Origin of the sequence: Hymenobacter algoricola, from assembly GCF_039539525.1 — a bacterium.
Taxonomy (GTDB): domain Bacteria; phylum Bacteroidota; class Bacteroidia; order Cytophagales; family Hymenobacteraceae; genus Hymenobacter; species Hymenobacter algoricola.
In genome coordinates this window covers 65,671-80,005 of record NZ_BAABDH010000002.1, presented here as the reverse complement: position 1 = coordinate 80,005, position 14,335 = coordinate 65,671, and the positions used below count along the sequence as shown (strand labels likewise).

Here is a 14,335-nt window from a genome sequence, read left to right as displayed (position 1 = left end):
GCCTCAGCGCGCCTCCTGGCAAGGACCGGCCTCCATTTTCCTGCTCCCTACTCCTCAATACCCCTGGGCCGAGTCGTCGCCGCGGGGGTCGGCGCCGCCTTCGAGCCGGCCGTCGGGCAGGCGGCGGATGGCGTCGATGCGGCCCCAGGCGCTGCGCGGCTTCAGCCGGTAGCCGCGCCGGCTCAGCGAGTCGCGGCCCACGGTGGTCAGCGCGTTTTCCTCCACGTCAATCTGGTCGGGTAGCCACTGGTGGTGCAGGCGCGGAGCGGCCACGGCCTGCTGCATGGTCATGTCGTAGTCAAGCACGTTGATGATGGCCTGCAGCACGCTGGTGATGATGGTGCTGCCGCCGGGCGTGCCCACCACCATCGTAAGCTTACCCTGCCGGGTGAGGATGGCGGGCGTCATCGACGACAGCATCCGCTTGCCGGGGGCAATGGCATTGGCGGCCCCGCCCACCAGCCCGTAGGAGTTGGGCACCCCGGGCTTGGCCGAGAAGTCATCCATCTCGTTGTTGAGCAGAAACCCCGCCCCGGCCACCACCACCTTGCTGCCGTAGGCCCCGTTGAGGGTGGTTGTGCAGCTCACCGCGTTGCCCTGGGCATCTACGATGCTGTAGTGGGTGGTCTGGTCCGACTCGTAGCCGGGCAGGTTGGTGCCGGCCGTCACGTCCGGGCTGGCCGTGGCGCGGTGGGGGCGGGTGGTGGCCATGCGCTGCTGGTTGTAGCTTTTGGCGAGCAGCCGGGCCACGGGCACCCGGCCAAAGTCCGGGTCGCCGAGGTAGGTGGCACGGTCGGCGTATACCCGGCGCTGGGCTTCGGTAATCCAGTGGGTGGCCTGGGGCGAGTGCCAGCCGGCTTTTCGCAGGTCGTAGGGCTCCAGCATCTGCAGCATCTGCAGCAGGGCCACGCCGCCGGAGCTGGGCGGCGGAAACGTCAGCACGTCGTGGCCGCGGTACTGCCCGTGCAGGGGCGTGCGCCACCTGGGCTGGTAGCCCTGCAAATCCTGCTTCGTAATAATGCCCCGGCCCCGCCGCATCTCGGCCACGATGAAGTCGGCCGTGACGCCCTCGTAGAAGCCGGCCCGGCCCTGGTCGCGGATGCGACCCAGGGTGGCGGCCAGCTCCGGGTGTTTGATGACGTCGCCCGGCTGCCAGGTACCGGCGATAAGGTAGGCGCTGTACGGATTGACTTTGGCGAAGTCGTTTTTGGTGCCGTTCAGCCCGGCCGCTTCCTTCGCCGTCAGCGCCACGCCCTTCGCCGCCAGGTCCACGGCCGGCTGCACCAACTCGCGCCACGGCAGCTTACCCAGCTTCTGGTGCACCGCCGCCATGCCCGCCACGGTGCCGGGCACGCCCACGGCCCGGTGGCCCAGCGTGCTCAGGCTGGCAACAACGTTGCCCTGAGAGTCGAGGTACATGTCGCGCGCGGCTGCGGCGGGGGCGGTTTCGCGGAAGTCCAGGGCGCCTTCCTGCCCGTCGGCGCCGCGGTAGAGCAGAAAGCCGCCGCCGCCGATGTTGCCCGCCGCGGGCAGCACCACGGCCAGGGCAAACTGCACCGCCACGGCCGCGTCGCAGGCATTGCCGCCCCGGCGCAGAATCTCCACCCCCACGCGTGAGGCTGCCGGATGGGCCGACACGACCAGCGCCTTGCGGGCCGTGAAGCCGGGCGGGGCCGCCGGCCGCGCCGCGTAGGCCGGGGCCGCCGGGGTAGAAGCGGTGGTCGTAGCGCGGGGGCCGGCGGTAGTGCAGCAAAGCAGCAGCGCCAGGCCCGGCAGGAGCAGGCGTGAGTTCATGGGGTGAAGGTAAGGGCGGGAAGCAACTTGCGCCGCCGGGCGGCCTGGTTCCCAGGCGTTCGGTGCCGGAGTCGTACCCTCGAAAAAAAACAATCGAGGGTACGACTGCCGGAGCTGACGGCCCTCAGTAGGGCACTCGAAAAAAAATAATTGAGTGTACTACTCCGGTGGCCGGGTACAGCCACTGCGCCGCCGGAACACCGCGGGCGGGGGCTGCTTGGGGCCGGCCGCCGCTAAAACTGCCGGCAATGCGCGCGTAGTTGTAGATTTGGCCCGAACCCGCTTCCTGATCCGCTATGAATACTTCCGCCTCTTCCGCCCCGGCTGCCGCCCTGCCCCTGGTGCAGCACGATTCCTGGCTGGCGCCCTACGAGCCGCAACTGCTGGCCCGGCAGGCCCGCCTGCAGCAGCGCCTGGCCGAGCTCACCGCGCAGTACGGCTCGCTGGCTAAGTTCGCCACCGCCCACCAGCGCCTGGGCCTCAACTACGACGGCCGCCGCCGGGGCTACTGGTTCCGGGAGTGGGCCCCGGCGGCTACCTACCTGTCGCTGATCGGCGACTTCAACGGCTGGGACCGGGGTGCCACGCCCCTGCAAAAGGGCGCCGACGGCGTGTGGGAAGTCTTTCTGGCCGATAAGGACTACGCGGGCCGCCTGGTGCACGGCAGCCGCTACAAGGTGCACGTGGCCAACGACGTGCGCGGGCAGGACCGCCTGCCGGCCACCCTGCGCCGGGCCGTGCAGGACGAGCACACCAAGGACTTCGCCGGGCAGGTGTGGCGGCCCGAAACCCCGTTTGCCTGGACCGACCAGAAATTCCGCATCCAGAACTACGTGCGGGAGCCGTTTATCTACGAGGCCCACGTGGGCATGGCCACCGAGGAGCACCGCCTGGGCACCTACCGGGAGTTTGCCGACCACGTGCTGCCCCGCATCCAGGCCCTGGGCTACAACTGCATTCAGCTGATGGCCATCATGGAGCACCCGTATTATGGCTCCTTCGGCTACCACGTGGCCAACTTCTTCGCTGCCTCGTCGCGCTTCGGCACGCCCGAGGACCTGAAGCACCTGATCAACGAGGCCCATAACCGGGGCCTGGCGGTACTGCTCGATGTGGTGCACTCCCACGCGGTGAAAAACGAGGCTGAGGGCCTGGCCGACTTCGACGGCTCCGGCGGGCAGTACTTCCATGAGGGAGCCCGCGGCAACCACCCCGGCTGGGACTCCAAGCTGTTCGACTACTCCAAGCCCGAGGTACAGCAGTTCTTACTGAGCAACCTGCGCTACTGGCTGGAGGAGTTTCACTTCGACGGCTTCCGCTTCGACGGCGTGACCAGCATGCTCTACCACCACCACGGCGAAGGCGTCGCCTTCGGGAGCTACGACCAGTATTTCGGCCCCGACGTGGACGAGGATGCCGTGCTGTACCTGCAGCTGGCTACCACCCTCATCCACGAAATGAAGCGCGGGGCCCTGCTCATTGCCGAAGACATGAGTGGCATGCCCGGCCTGTGCCGCCCCATTGCCGAGGGTGGCATCGGCTTCGACTACCGCCTGGGTATGGGCATCCCCGACTACTGGATCAAGCTGCTCAAGCACCAACGCGACGAGGACTGGAACCTGGGTGAGCTGTGGTACACGCTCACCAACCGCCGGGCCGGCGAAAAAACCGTGGCCTACGCCGAAAGCCACGACCAGGCCCTGGTGGGCGACAAAACCCTGGCCCACTGGCTGCTCGACGCGGCCATCTACGCGCACATGCACAAGGACGACCCCAGCCCGGTGGTGGCCCGGGGGCTGGCCCTGCACAAGCTGATCCGCCTGCTCACGCTGAGTCTGGGCGGGGAGGCCTACCTGACCTTTATCGGCAACGAGTTTGGCCACCCCGAGTGGGTCGACTTTCCCCGGGCCGGCAACGAGTGGAGCTACCAGCACGCGCGCCGGCAGTGGAGCCTGGCCGACAACCCCGACCTGCAGTTTCAGTACCTGCAGGCCTTCGATAAGGCCCTGGTGACCATGGCCCGGCAGCGCCGCCTGCTGGCCGCCGCGCCGGCCCGCAAGCTCAATGAGGACGCCACCAACCAGGTGCTGATCTTCGAGCGGGGCGGACTGATTTTCATCTTCAACTTCCACGTCACGGCCAGCATCCCCGACTACCGCTTCTTCGTGCCCCAGCCCGGCCGCTACCGCGTCGTGCTGTCGTCGGATGCGGCCGACTTCGGCGGCTTCAGCCGCGTGGACGACACGCTGACCTACGAGACTTTCCGCGAGGACGACGTGGATAAGCTCAGCCTCTACGTGACGAGCCGCACGGCCCTGGTGCTGGCGAAGGGGTAGGCGGCCGATTCAAACGCAAAAAAGCCCGGCTAAGCCGGGCTTTTTTTGGTTCAAACGGTTGGTTGCGGAGGTAGCTAGTTTAGCTTTTTGCCGGCCGAAATCCGCTCCAGGGCTTCCTGCACGCGGCGCATCCGGGTTTCGGGCTTCTTGGCGCGCTCAATCCACTGCACGTACTCGCGGCGGTGGGGGTAGGCCAGCGCGTCGAACCTGGAGCGCATGCCGGCCGTGCGCAGCACCCGTTCCAGGTCTTCGGGCAGCTCCATCGGGCCCTCGTCGGTGTCGGGACCAACTACTACTTCCACGTCGGAAGTCCAGCTCTTATTGATGGTGTTGCGCAGCTGCTTGTTGACGGGCAGCGTGTACTCGCCTTCCTTGTTTTGGATGAGCGTGAGGCGGAAGGGAAAGCCGTCCAGGGTGCCGCGTACGTGGAAGGGGGCGCGCTGCGGGGCAAACATAGCGGGCACGTCGAAGGGCATCACCAGGATAACGCCGCCGTCGGTACTGTCTAGTTCAAGGGTGGCAGTGAAGCGCTGTTCGGGAGACTCGGGCATGAAAAGGAAATAAAGCGGGCCGGCTAGTCGGCCGGCGGGAAGCTGTTGAGCACCTCGTGCAGAGCGTGCGAATCGTTGGGGTCCACCACCCGGCAGCGGCCGGCGGGCAGGTTGTACACCGCCTGCAGGCGCGCCGCCACGGCGGGCGTCGCGGCCAGAACCAGGTCGGCGCGGCGTAAAGTTAAGCGTTCCAGCTCCAATGCCCAGCCCCGGTCGGCGGGCGTGTTGCGGTCGGCCGCCAACGAGTGCACGTGCAGCACCAGCGGCCGGCCCGTCAGCTGGCGGATTTCCAGCGCCGCCAGCCACACGGGCCAGTCGGCGGCGTAAATGACCGCGAAATCCTGCTCCCGGGCCTGGGGCGCGGCAAACCGGGCGTACTGGATAACGCGGAAGTTGAGGTCGGCATCAGCGGTGCTTTCGGTGCGCAGGGCGGCCAGGGCCTGCAGCAGCGGCTGCTGCCCGGCGTCGGTAGCGGTGGCAGGTGCCGCCGCTGGGGCCGCTTCGGCGGCGGCAGCTTCGGCGATTTCGCCTGCCACCTCTTTCTCCAGCGTCAGCTTGTCGGCCGGCTGGCTCAGGTCGTGGGCTTCGGCCGGGCCGGGCTCCGCGCCCGCTTCCGCGGGCTGAACCGGGGGCGCTGCCACGGCCGGCGGGGCCCCAGCTCCGGCGGCCACCAGCGTAAGGCGGCCGGCCGGCGCGGCTACCGAGTACGCGGCGGCGGGCGTTTCAGGTGCAGCTGGTGCGGGCGGAGCTGCAGCCCCGGCGTAGGGCGCGGCGGGGGCCTGCCAGGCGCCGGCGCGACGCCGGGAGGTGGCCAGCCGCTGCGGATTCAGGTTGCCCAGGCCGGTAATCCGGGTGTGGGCAATAGCCGGCGAAACCTCGGGCAGGTAGGGCACCAGCACCGTCAGGGGCAGGGTGGGGGCCAGGCGGGAAGCCTGGGTAAGGGCGCTGGGGTGGGCCGCCCCGGCGGCCGGCGGCGTTTCGTCCCAGCCGAGCAGCAGTACTTTGGAGGGCAGCATTTTCATAGATCGGACGAACGGCAGGAAAAGAAATAGGGAATAAAAATGCCTTGGTGGGGAGTGTAGAGGGCGTTTTGGGGTTTTCCAGGTAATGTTAGGCAAAAATCGGCGGAATCGTTTTTTACCTTGCAGGCTTACTTACTGCGCTTCCGGCCCCGCCGGAATATTTTTTGCCCGCACCTTTTGCCCCACTTCCACGAGCTGATATGATTCAGGAAAATAACTACATGGTCAATGACCTGGCGGCGAAGGGCAGCCAGGAGTTCTACCCCGGCCAGGTCCTGACCGGCGTGCAGCACGCCAACGACTTCCTGTTCTCCTGCGCCAACGGCGTGCAGCTGCAGCTGCAGGTCATCACCGATAAAATCCTGCGCTTCCGCTACGCTACCGAAGTTGGCTTCGCCGCCGACTTCAGCTACGCCGTGCCGGCTGAGATTCCCCGCCCGGACCCCGAGTTTCTGGAGTTCCGCGAGAAGCCCGACCACTTCCGCATCACCACCGACCGCCTGATCTGCACCGTCTCCAAGGAAACGCTGCGGGTGCGGGTGCTCGACCGCTCGGGCAACGTGCTGACGGCCGACGAGAAAGGCTTCCACTGGGAGCACGACGACGAAACCGGCAACGACGTGGTGAAGATGAGCAAGCAGGTGCAGAGCGGCGTGCACTACTACGGCCTCGGCGACAAGCCCGACAACATGAACCTGCGCGGCAAGCGCTTCACCAACTGGGGCACCGACACCTACGGCTACACCAAGGGCAGCGACCCGCTCTACAAGAATATCCCCTTTTACCTGGAGCTGCAGCAGAAGATTGCCCACGGCATCTTCTTCGACAACACCTTCAAGGCCAGCTTCGACTTCGCCGCCGAGCGCGCCGACGTGACCAGCTTCTGGGCCCAGGGCGGCGAGATGAACTACTACTTCATCTACGGCCCCACGCTCATGGAAGTCACCCAGGAGTACACTCGCCTCACCTGCCCGCCCGAGCTGCCGCCCCTGTGGGCCTTGGGCTACCACCAGTGCAAGTGGAGCTACTTTCCCGAAAGCAACTTCAAAGCCATTGCCCAGGGCTTCCGCGACCGGAAAATTCCCTGCGACGCGCTCTACCTCGACATCGACTACATGGACGGCTACCGGTGCTTCACCTGGAGCCCCACCCACTTCCCCGACCCCAAAAAGATGGTGCGGGAGCTGGCGGCCGACGGCTTCAAGACCGTCGTCATCATCGACCCGGGCATCAAGATTGACCCTGAGTACCCGGTGTATACCGAGGCGCTGGAGAAAGACTACTTCTGCCGCCGCGCCGACGGGCCGCTGATGAAGGGCTCGGTGTGGCCCGGCCTGTGCAACTTCCCCGACTACACCCGCCCCGCCGTGCGCGAGTGGTGGGCCGGCCTGTTTAAGGGCCTGATTGAGGAAGACGGCGTGCGCGGCGTGTGGAACGACATGAACGAGCCCGCCGTGTTTGAGAAGGGCACCTTCCCCGACGACGTGCGCTTCGACTACGACGGCCACCCGGCTTCCCACAAAAAGGCCCACAACGTGTATGGCATGCAGATGGCCCGGGCTACGGCGGCGGGCGTGAAGCGCTTCTCGTTCCCCAACCGGCCCTTCACCATCACCCGCAGCACCTACGCCGGCGGGCAGCGCTACTCCTCGGGCTGGACCGGCGACAACATTGCCTCCTGGGAGCACCTCTGGCTGGCCAACATCCAGTGCCAGCGCCTGAGCATTTCGGGCTTCAGCTTCATCGGCTCCGACGTGGGCGGCTTCATTGATACGCCCGACGGCGAGCTGTACGCCCGCTGGATGGCGCTGGCGGCTTTCCACCCGTTTTTCCGCACCCACAGCTCCGGCGACCACGGCGAGCAGGAGCCCTGGAGCTTCGGCGAGGCCACGACCGCTATTGCCCGGCAGTTTATTGAGCTGCGCTACCGCCTGCTGCCCTACATGTACACCACCTTCTGGCAGTACGTGAGCCAGGGCACGCCCATGCTGCGCCCGCTCACCTTCCTCGACCAGACCGACACCGAAACCTACCTGCGCATGGCCGAGTTCGGCCTCGGCGACCACCTGCTCGTGTGCCCCATCACCCAGGCTGGCGCCGACGGCCGCTGGATGTACCTGCCCCGCGGCGACTGGTTCTACTACTGGACCGACGAGCCCAAAGCCGGCGGGGCCGAAGTGTGGGCCAGTGCCCCGCTCGACCGGATTCCGCTGTTTGTGCAGGCCGGCGCCGTGCTGCCCATGTACCCGCTGATGCAGTACGTAGGCGAGAAAAAGGTGGAAGAGCTGACCCTGCACGTCTACTTCAAAAACGGGGTCCAGCAGAGCGTAGTCTACGACGACGGTGGGGAAGGCTACGGCTACCAGGAAGGCCACCGGACCATTCGCCGCTTTACCGTAACGGGCACCGAAACCAGCCTCACGCTCACCCAGGCCATCGAGGGCGACTACCAGCCCAGCTTCACCACGTATCAGGTGGTGCTGCACGGCCTGCCCTTCGTGCCAGCCGCCGTCAGCACCGATGGCGCGGCGTCTGCCATAACGGCCGTGGCGGCCGAAGCCGGGGCGGCGCTGCCGGGGGTAGTCGTGGCGGCCGGGTTTGGAGAAATCGTACTGCGGTAACACCGCGGCACCTTACCAGTTCCTGAAAAGCCCGGTCTGCGCAAGGCCGGGCTTTTTGCGTTTTCGAACCGGGCAGCGGCAGCCGGCCGGGGCGTGAGGGCCGAAGCGTTAAATGATCCGGTAGGCCAATATGTGAGCGAAGATGCCTATCTGAGCTAGCGCGGAGAAGGGCCCCGACCGACCCGCCCTAGGTGTAAAGAGTGAGCAGAAGCGAACGGTAGGTGACGAAACTATTTACTGCCGCTACCTAGAAGGACGGGGTGCCAACCTGCATGCTATGGCCGGAATAAGTGGTCGGTTTCAGCTAATTCCGCACCTGGAGCTGGTGGCCGACTTTGGTTTCAACCACGTCCTGCGCAACGTGAGCGGGGAGGTGCACACCTCGCTGATCGGCAATCCCACGGGCCTGACGCGCAACCGCAGCATTGGCCTGCGCTACCGCTTCAATCCTCGTATTGCCAAAGCAAAGCCTAAGGCAGCAGTAGCTCCGCAATAAGCGGGCAATCGGGGCGGCCGGCTTTGGGGAAGCAGGGTTAAAATAACCGCCCGCAATGCCGCTCGGCGCGCCCAAAGAGGTGAAAAAAGCTCCGGTAGCCTCCCTGGGCGCGCCGGCCGCTACTATCCCCGCTTGCGCCGACATCAGTACACCTCCGGATTCGACAGTAGGCCGCCGTGGCTTTGCCGGGGGAAGAGGTGAGGCAGACGGCCGCTCAAGCAGGCCGGGTACGCCCCGCACCTGAATACCAGCGCCTATTTCGATAAAACTAAGGGCCTGCCCAGGCGACATTGAGCGACTCAATGTCGCCTGGGCAGGTGAGTTCAGCCAGGCGCTGAACGTGCTGGTCAGTCGGGTGCAGCCTGGGCTGGCTCGGGCTCAGCGCATCGGGTGCCTGGCAATACTGCTCAGTTTCACGAACCGGCCCGTGAAACCGGTAGCTGTCCCCTAAAGTGTGTCTCTGCCTGCTGGCGGCGGCCGTAGGGGCGCCACCAGTAGCGCAGGGTATAGTTGCATTCTTACCGGCAAAGATTCCCCGAGGGGCGAAGGCTTGGGGTAGGCCAAGGAAAGCCGCACGGAATGAAGAGTGAGGCTGGCGGCCGGAATGAAATTGGCAACCACTGAGAAACTTTGTGTATATTATAATGCAGTTACCCCGTCCGCCATGTCACCACACCTTTTGTACCCATGATTATGTCAGATCCGGTTCCGGCCTCCGTGGCCGACTCCCCAGGTCTCATCATCACCTATGATGAGGCCTTTCAATACGTTCAAGACTGGTTGAATTCCTTTATGCACGGGGATTTGAAGCCTTGGGTTGAGACTCAGCAGTTGAACTACTCAATGGTGATAAACCTGCGCAATGGGCGCATTCCCCGGCCCATGCCCCGGCTTATTCGGAAAATAATGGCTGACCTCGGCTTCGATCTGCAGGCGAAACGCGTTAAGCAGAACGACCGTTTCGTCGCCGAGTTTCTCCTCACCGATGCTCAGCAAATAAAGATTTTTCGCGCCCAAAGGCCCGCGTAGAAAGCTACGCCGCCTGCCACCTCTGTCCCCAGGCTAAGCCGGGAAACTCTGCCTTACGGCGGCTGGATTGAAACACACTGCACTGGACGGCGGTAAGTGAATCCAAAAGCCGCGGCAAGAAGGATGATTCCGGGGCCTTATCCCGCAAAACCCGTAGCTAGCTTAGCCACGGGTTTTTCTTTGGCCCGCCGCGCCCGCCAACCGGCCCCTGCGCTTACACCCACTCCCGCAGATAGGCATACACCTCGGCGTTGGAAAGCAGGCTGCCGTGGTGCTGCTGGGGAAAGACGCGGGTGCGGATGCCCGAATCGGGCGGCAGGGCAGGGTCGCCGAACAGGCGGCCGATGCCGCTGCCGACGCCCACCAGGCCGTCGCCGAAGTAGTGGTTGAGGGCCGAGCCGGCGGTTTTGAGCAGGGAGCCGACCAGCACGTGGTACTGCACGCCGGGCAGGGGCGGCACCAGCGTGCGCGGGGGGAGCAGGATGTCGTTGGCGTGCGGGTTCTGCCAGTCGTGGGCAACCAAAAAGGCGTGGCGCAAGTCCTTGATGCCGTTGCTGCGCTGGTCCATAACGTTGCTCAGAAACCGCGTTGGCGCCACATTCACCTTGCGCAGTACCACGGAGGTGAAGTGGCTGTTCTGTTCCAGAAACGAGCCTTCGTTGGGCACGCCCAGCAGAAACACCGACCGGAGCCGCGCCACCCAGGGGGCGTCATTCTCCGGCCTACCTGGGGCCGGCTGGTCGGCGGGGGCCGGCGCCGGGTGCGTGCCGTAGTAGCCGGCGCTGCGAATGACCAGGCCGCCCATAGAGTGGCCTACCAGCACCAGCTCCCGGGTCGCCGCGGGGTACGTATCGACCAGCTCGGTGAGCAGCTGGTGGAGCAGCTGCCCATTCTCCGAAATGTGCAGGCCGCTGTTGAAGCGCACGTACAGGCACTGCACGCCGGCCTGCTGGGCCAGCAGGGGCCCATAGCGCGGCGTATCCGACGTGCCCGACTGCCAGATCATCTCGTCGCCCATCAGCCCGTGCAGAAACACCACGATTTTGGCGGGCGCAGCGGGCAGCTGCAGGTCGGCTACGGCCACGTCGGCGCCGTAGCGGCGCAGGCTGAAGCGGATGGCGCGGTGGTCGTGGCGGGCCGCCAGCTGGTCGCCGATGGCCCCGTTCAGGATGGGCAGCGTGAAGTGGCGGTAAGCCTGCCCGGTGCGGTAAAGGAAGTCGAAGCCCGTGACGGGAAACGAAGCCGCCCTTCGGGCCGCCGTTGAAAAACGACGCCAGCGCGAAGGGCGGTCTGGGCTGGATTCGCCGGAAGGAAAGGCGGAGTCGGTCACTTGATCAAAAGCTGATGCACAACCGGACCGCGCGGCGTGTCGAGGCGCAGCGAATACACGCCGGCCGGTTGGGCCCTCAAATCTACGGCGCGGGCGCCCGTGGTGTTGGCCTGCCCGGCCGATTGCTGCAGCACTATGCGGCCCAGGGCATCCAGGACGGTGAAAGGTGCCTGCACCAGAGCGGCTTCCTGCGGCGCGGCCAGGCTAAACCGGCCCGAGGCGCTGGGGTTGGGGTACCCGCTGACGGCAGCCTGCAGCCGGGCGTCGCGGGTGGCCGTGGCCGTGCCGCTCATCACGACGTCATCCACGAAGAGCGCATTGCCCAGGGTGAAGCCCGAGTTGCTGTCGGGGGTAATATTGCCGGATGCAAAAACGATGTGAATGGAATCGGGGGCGGTGCTGGATTTGTAGCGCAGGGCCACGTCGCCGAGGGTGTAGGCCGTGGCCGTAGCCGTCAGAAGCAGGCGTCCCGTGGCAATGACCTGGCGCACCCCACCGACAGTTTTGGTCAGCGACACGGAGGCCGTCGGCCGGTCGTTGGTAGAGGCAATAGTGCCGGTGAACTTGTAGTAAAACTGCATGCGGGCGGGGCGGGACGTGTAGGGGAGCCCACCGACGAGGTCAACGCTATCGGCGTCGACATCGGCCTGCGAGATTTTGGTGCCCAGCGCGAGCAGGCCGGGCGTAGGACCGGGCGGAAACAGGGGCTGCACCGTGGTGAGCCTGGCCGCAAAGCTGCCGGCGTGGGAGTCAGGGACCTTGGTAACGCCGCCGGTGGGAGGCACCGGAAAAGGCACCGCCACAACCAGGGCATCATCGAACGTAAGCCAGCTGGTGGGGGCGTCGCCGCGGCGGGTAACCCGGGTTTCGAGCGTGCCGTTGGGAAGGACCTGCTGAGCCCGGGTGCTGCTCATGGTCGCGGTGGCGGCGGCCAGCAGGAGGGAAAGGCGCCCTAGGGTCTGTTTAATAGGGCGGCAGGCTGGGTTTAGGCAAAGATATGGTCTGGGGCAGAAAAAGCGGCATGCTGCTGCTCAGGTCGGCAGGGTTTGCAATGCCGCCGCATCACCTGCTGCTCACCCCGGCGGAGCCCTATGCCAGCTCCGGGAGAAAAGCGGCCTCAGCTCCCGCGGTGGCCGACGATTTTCAGCACCGCTCCCACCACCAGCCCGGTAATCAGCCCGCCGATATGGGCGGCATTGTCGGTGGTGGCTTTCAGGCCGGCCTCCAGCTCGCCGGGCACCAGCAGCAGCACCAGCCAGATCAGGCTGTAGCGCTGGGCCTTGGTCATGGGTACGGCACCCGTCAGGGCCAGCATCAGCACCAGCCCGTAGAGCCCGAAGATGGCTCCCGAGGCCCCCACGGAATTGACGCCCCGGCTGTGCCACCACAGGCTGAACAAACTGCCGCCCACCCCGCTGACCAGGTAAGCCGCCGCCAGCCGCCCCGGCCCCACCAGCGACTCGCTCAGGCGCCCCAGAAACAGCAGGGCCAGGGAGTTGAGGAGCAGGTGGGCCACGCCGCCGTGCAGAAAGCAGCTGGTGAGCAGCCGCCAGGGCTGCCCGGGCAGGGTGAGGGGGGAGAAGTTGGAGCCCCAGGCAATGAGCGTGGCCCCATCGGGATGAAAGGCATCCATGCCGCCGGCCACCATCAGCGCATACACCAGTAAGTTCAGCAGCAGCAACGCGGGCGTGACGAAGTACGTCCGGGAGACGCCGAACAGGCGGTGCCCGATTTCGCTCAGCAGCCCCCGCTCGGCCGCCGCCGGAGCGGGGGCGGGCGGCGGCGGGCGGTGGGTGGGCACGGCGGTGGGAACAAGGCCGCGGCGCTGCAGCTCCTGCACGGCGGCCTGCCCTACCGCGGGAGGGTAGCGCAGGGCATTTTGGGCCAGATACAACAGCTCCGCATCGGTTTTCCGGGCAAACAGCTCATGCGGGGGAAGGGCCGGGGTCATGGCAGCTAAACAGGCAAGCTGGCTAGAAGATGCGGATGGTCTTGGTTTTCCACCCGCCTTTCACCGCCTGGGCCGGATGCCTGGTCACGATAACCACGGCCCCATCGTGGGCGCGGGGGCCGTACAGGCCCACGGCGGCTTTTTCTTTGAGCACCACAATGTTGGCAATCGAGTCGGGGCTCAGGCGGCGGACTGCGGCCGGGGCCTCGCCGGTGCTGGCGTCGCTGGGAAAGGGGTGGCCGTCGATGACGTACAGCGGGTTGTGCTGGGGGCGGGCCTCGGGCAGCTGCGGCAGCTCCCGCACCTCGGGCGTGCCGTCGGTGAAGGTGCGGTGCCCGCGCACGGGCCGCTGCCGCCGGGCCACGGGCACGCCCAGCAGCACCTGGCGCAGGTACTGCACCGAGTCGTTGAGGAAAACCAGGTCGTCGTTGAGCGGAAAGTTGCCGTAGCCCACCTGCTCGCTCATGCCCTGCAGGTTCTGAATCCGCACGGCGGCGGCCTGCTCCATCAGCTCCAGGCGGGCCGTCATGCCCGGCTGCAGCTGGTGGTCATACACCAGGGCGCTGGTCAGGCGGTGCCATTTGTCGAGCGTGGTTTCCACCTGACCCGGCAAAGCCGGCGAGGCCTTGCCCAGCAGGGCCTGCTCGTAGAGGTAGGCCGACTGATTTTCGGCTTCCCAGTAGCGGCGGGCCAGCAGCAGGTACTTGCGGCGGGCGGTGGTATCGGCCTGCTCGCCGGGGGGCAGGGCCGCCGGCATCTTGCGCAGCTGGCTGGCCGTCAGCCCCTCAAAGGACGGCAGCAGGTGGGTTTCAACCGCTACCAGCGCGGCCGGCGGCGCGGGCCTGGCCGGCGCAGGCGGCGGAGTGGCGCCGGTTCGCAGAAAAAAGACGCCCAGGGCCAGGGCTACCAGTCCGCCGCCCAGGGCGGGCACCAGCCACCGCCGCTCGGGCGGCTCCTCGGCGAAAGCCACCAGGTCGGGCGGGGTGCCCGCGGCCGGGGCCGCCGCCCAGGGCACGCTGCGGCGCTGCAGCTCCCGCCGCGCCGTCTGCACCAGGTCGGGGTGGTAGTAGGTTGGGTTCTGAACCAGAAACAGCAGCTCAGCGTCGGATTTGGCGGTAAGAAAATCGTTATCGGGAGGAACGGACATAAGCAGGAAGATGGAATAGCCGCCGGGGAATAGCGTAGCAAGATGAGCAAACTCCCCG

11 protein-coding genes are annotated in these 14,335 nt (G+C 66.3%); 4 read left to right on the top strand and 7 right to left on the bottom strand.

All coding sequences use genetic code 11. The features are described 5' to 3' along the window. Positions 1-54 precede the first annotated feature (54 nt). Entirely contained in the window at positions 55-1,794 is a 1,740-nt protein-coding gene (ggt, locus tag ABD842_RS00360; RefSeq protein ID WP_345108429.1) for a gamma-glutamyltransferase, read from the bottom strand. 296 nt (positions 1,795-2,090) lie between these two features. Here ggt and ABD842_RS00355 point away from each other — a divergent pair, with 296 nt between their 5' ends. Next, positions 2,091-4,130, top strand: a complete 2,040-nt coding sequence (locus ABD842_RS00355) for an alpha amylase C-terminal domain-containing protein (protein ID WP_345108426.1) — start codon at positions 2,091-2,093, stop codon at positions 4,128-4,130. Between the two features lie 74 nt (positions 4,131-4,204). Here the strand turns inward: ABD842_RS00355 and ABD842_RS00350 are convergent, their stop codons facing one another. Both ABD842_RS00350 and ABD842_RS00345 read right to left on the bottom strand, forming a co-directional pair. Beyond that, positions 4,205-4,681 (bottom strand): YdeI/OmpD-associated family protein, encoded by a 477-nt coding sequence (locus ABD842_RS00350; protein WP_345108424.1) that lies wholly within the window; start codon positions 4,679-4,681, stop codon positions 4,205-4,207. 23 nt (positions 4,682-4,704) lie between these two features. Beyond that, positions 4,705-5,703, bottom strand: a complete 999-nt coding sequence (locus ABD842_RS00345; RefSeq protein WP_345108421.1) for a glycosyltransferase family 4 protein — start codon at positions 5,701-5,703, stop codon at positions 4,705-4,707. A gap of 200 nt (positions 5,704-5,903) precedes the next feature. On the opposite strand from ABD842_RS00345, the gene ABD842_RS00340 reads away from it, so the two are divergent. The 3 genes from ABD842_RS00340 to ABD842_RS00330 all read left to right on the top strand — a co-directional run bounded on the left by ABD842_RS00340 (position 5,904) and on the right by ABD842_RS00330 (position 9,849). Then, positions 5,904-8,324, top strand: coding sequence for a glycoside hydrolase family 31 protein (locus tag ABD842_RS00340; RefSeq protein ID WP_345108418.1), 2,421 nt, complete (start codon positions 5,904-5,906; stop codon positions 8,322-8,324). Between the two features lie 277 nt (positions 8,325-8,601). Further along, the gene (locus tag ABD842_RS00335; RefSeq protein ID WP_345108416.1) at positions 8,602-8,820 is read left to right on the top strand and encodes a hypothetical protein; all 219 of its coding nucleotides are present in this window, start codon (positions 8,602-8,604) and stop codon (positions 8,818-8,820) included. A gap of 693 nt (positions 8,821-9,513) precedes the next feature. Next, entirely contained in the window at positions 9,514-9,849 is a 336-nt protein-coding gene (locus tag ABD842_RS00330) for a hypothetical protein (protein WP_345108414.1), read from the top strand. Positions 9,850-10,063: 214 nt separating this feature from the next. On the opposite strand, the gene ABD842_RS00325 is transcribed toward ABD842_RS00330, so the two are convergent. The 4 genes from ABD842_RS00325 to ABD842_RS00310 form a co-directional block, all read right to left on the bottom strand. Next, entirely contained in the window at positions 10,064-11,179 is a 1,116-nt protein-coding gene (locus ABD842_RS00325; protein ID WP_345108411.1) for a lipase family alpha/beta hydrolase, read from the bottom strand. Further along, on the bottom strand, positions 11,176-12,093 hold the full coding sequence (locus ABD842_RS00320; RefSeq protein WP_345108408.1) for a T9SS type A sorting domain-containing protein: 918 nt from the start codon (positions 12,091-12,093) through the stop codon (positions 11,176-11,178). The genes ABD842_RS00325 and ABD842_RS00320 overlap by 4 nt, the downstream gene beginning before the upstream one ends. A 203-nt stretch (positions 12,094-12,296) precedes the next feature. After that, complete coding sequence (locus ABD842_RS00315; protein WP_345108405.1) at positions 12,297-13,130, bottom strand: rhomboid family intramembrane serine protease; 834 nt, start codon at positions 13,128-13,130, stop codon at positions 12,297-12,299. Positions 13,131-13,152: 22 nt separating this feature from the next. Next, entirely contained in the window at positions 13,153-14,277 is a 1,125-nt protein-coding gene (locus tag ABD842_RS00310; RefSeq protein ID WP_345108403.1) for a TonB-dependent receptor, read from the bottom strand. Positions 14,278-14,335: the final 58 nt, after the last annotated feature.